Source organism: Rhizobacter sp. P2_H2 (genome assembly GCF_056403375.1).
Map to the genome: position 1 here is coordinate 1 of NZ_JBFUFP010000849.1, position 2,408 is coordinate 2,408.

The following is a 2,408-nucleotide window of genomic DNA, read 5'->3' on the forward strand; positions in this document are numbered from 1 at the left end:
GCAGCTGGTCGCGCAGACGCGGGCCCGCCTGATCGCGACGCCGCTCACCGAGCGCGTGTACCGGCGGCTGAAGCGCCAGGGCGTGGGCGCCGACATCCCGGAGTTCACGGTGGCGAAGGCGGCCGGTGCCGGCGCGGGACTGGTGTTCACGCGCATGAGCGGCCAGCCGCTGACCAAGGGCGTGCCGGGGCTCTTCACCTACGACGGCTATCACAAGGGCTTCCAGCGCGAGGTCGAGCGCGTCGCGCGCACGCTGGCCGATGAAGAGAGCTGGGTGCTGGGCGTCAACGACAGCAATCGCCAGAACGCGCTGCGCTCGCTCGACGTGCAGCAGCAGCTCGCCGACGAGGTGCGCCGCCTGTACCTGACCGACTACGTCACGGTGTGGGAGGAGTTCATCGCCGACGTGAAGATGCTGCCGACGGCCAACCTGTCGCAGGCGGTGCAGATGTCGCGCGTGCTGTCGGCGCCCGACAACCCGCTGGTGCCGCTGCTGAAGGCGATGTCGCGCGAGACCACGCTCGGCGACAGCAAGGACGTGGCGTCCAAGGTCGAGACCAAGGCGCGCGATGCGATCCAGCGCTCGCGCGAGGAACTGCTGCGGCTGCTGGGCAACCAGGCGCCGGCCACGCCGCTCGGGCCCGGCCAGCGGATCGAGAGCATCGTCGACGACCGCTTCGTCGCGTTGCGCCAGCAGACGCGGGCAGTCGACGGCAAGGCCGCGCCGATCGACTCGACCATCGCGCTGATCAACGAGGTCTACACGCTGCTGACCGCGGCCGACACCGCGGTGAAGGGCGGCAACGTGCCGCCGCCGTCGGACGTGCCGAACAAGGTGAAGGCCGAAGCCGCGCGGTTGCCCGAGCCGACCCGCTCGCTGCTGAACACGCTGTCGGTCAGCGGCACCAAGGCGGCGCTCGACATCACGCGCAGCAACATCGGCAACTCGATCAATGCCGAGATCGGCGAGTTCTGCCGCCAGGCCATCAGCGGGCGCTACCCGTTCGCGCGCGGCAGCAGCCGCGACGTGACGCAGGAGGACTTCGCCCGCGTGTTCGCGCCGGGCGGGCTGTTCGACGCGTTCTTCCAGAAGAACCTGGTGAACTTCGTCGACACCTCGACGCGGCCGTGGAGCTTCAAGAAGATCGACGGCGCATCGATGGGTGCCGACAGTTCCACGCTGCTGCAGTTCCAGCATGCGGCGGTGATCCGCGACACCTTCTTCCGCGGCGGCGGCACCGCGCCGGGGCTGCGGCTCGACTTCAAGCCGATGGAGATGGACCCRTCGATCACGCAGTTCACGCTCGACGTCGACGGCCAGCTCGTCAAGTACGCGCACGGCCCGCAGATCCCGGCCTCGATCCAGTGGCCGGGGCCGCGCGGCAGCACGCAGGTGCGCGTCGCGCTGACGCCGGTGTCGGCGAGCGGCCTGTCGGGCGACACCCGGGAAGGCCCGTGGGCGCTGTTCCGGTTGTTCGACAAGCAGCAGGTCGAGGCGGCCGGCGCGCCGGAGCGCTTCAAGGCGACCTTCAACATCGACAACCGCAAGGCGGTGTTCCTGGTCACCGCCAGCAGCGTGCGCAACCCGTTCCGCTTGCCCGAGCTGCAAGAGTTCTCATGCCCGGGCAAGCTGTGAGCCACGACTTCAGCATCGACCAGTTCATCAGCGGCGTCGGCACGCAGGCGCCGGGCTGGTTCGGCAAGCTCGCGATGCTGGGCGATTTCGCGAGCCGGCGGCTGCCGCAGCCGTTCGTCGATGCCTGCGATGCGTGGCTGTCGAAGGGCATGGACGCGAGCCGCACGCGGCTCGGCGCGCAGTTCCTCGATGTGTACCTGACCGGGCCGATCTGGCGCTTCGCCTGGGCGCCCGGCGTGATCGACAGCGAATGGTGGGCCGGCGTGCTGATGCCGAGCGTCGACAAGGTCGGCCGCTATTTCCCGCTGGTGGTCGCGCAGACCGCGCACGACCTGCCGGAGACGCTGGAGGGCATCCAGGCGCTGGACGGCTGGTACCGGCACCTGAGTGCTGCCGCACTCGGCACGCTGGGGGCGGGCGCGACGGTCGAAGATTTTGAATCGGCGCTTGCGCGGGCGCCATCGTGGCAGGCCGAGCGGCACAGCGTCGAGCCTGCTGCCACCGCGATGCCGGGCCGGCTGCGCTACACCTATGCGGGCGCCGCGAGCCTGCCGCAATGGATCGACGGGCTGGTGGTGGCCGAGGCGATGCGCCGCTACACCGGGCACAGCCTGTGGTGGCCCGACCATGCGTCGGCGCCCGACGACAGCCTGTCGGTGGCGCCCGGGCTGCCGCCGCCGGACTGCTTCTCGGAGCTGCTGGAGGGGCGCTGGTGAGCGACTCGACCGACGGACCCAGCTTCACGCCGGACGACGAGCGCACGGTCGTCAAG

The 2,408-nt window shown here is 70.3% G+C and carries 2 protein-coding genes; both read left to right on the forward strand.

Annotated features, from left to right (window positions below; genetic code table 11):
• On the forward strand, nt 1-1,636 hold a 1,636-nt coding region (gene tssM / locus AC1D15_RS27205), incomplete at its 5' end, for a type VI secretion system membrane subunit TssM (protein ID WP_477828463.1).
• A complete protein-coding gene (gene tagF, locus AC1D15_RS27210; RefSeq protein WP_082004388.1) occupies nt 1,618-2,352 on the forward strand; it encodes a type VI secretion system-associated protein TagF in 735 nt (244 codons plus the stop codon). The genes tssM and tagF, both read left to right, overlap by 19 nt.
• The last annotated feature ends 56 nt before the right edge of the window (nt 2,353-2,408 follow it).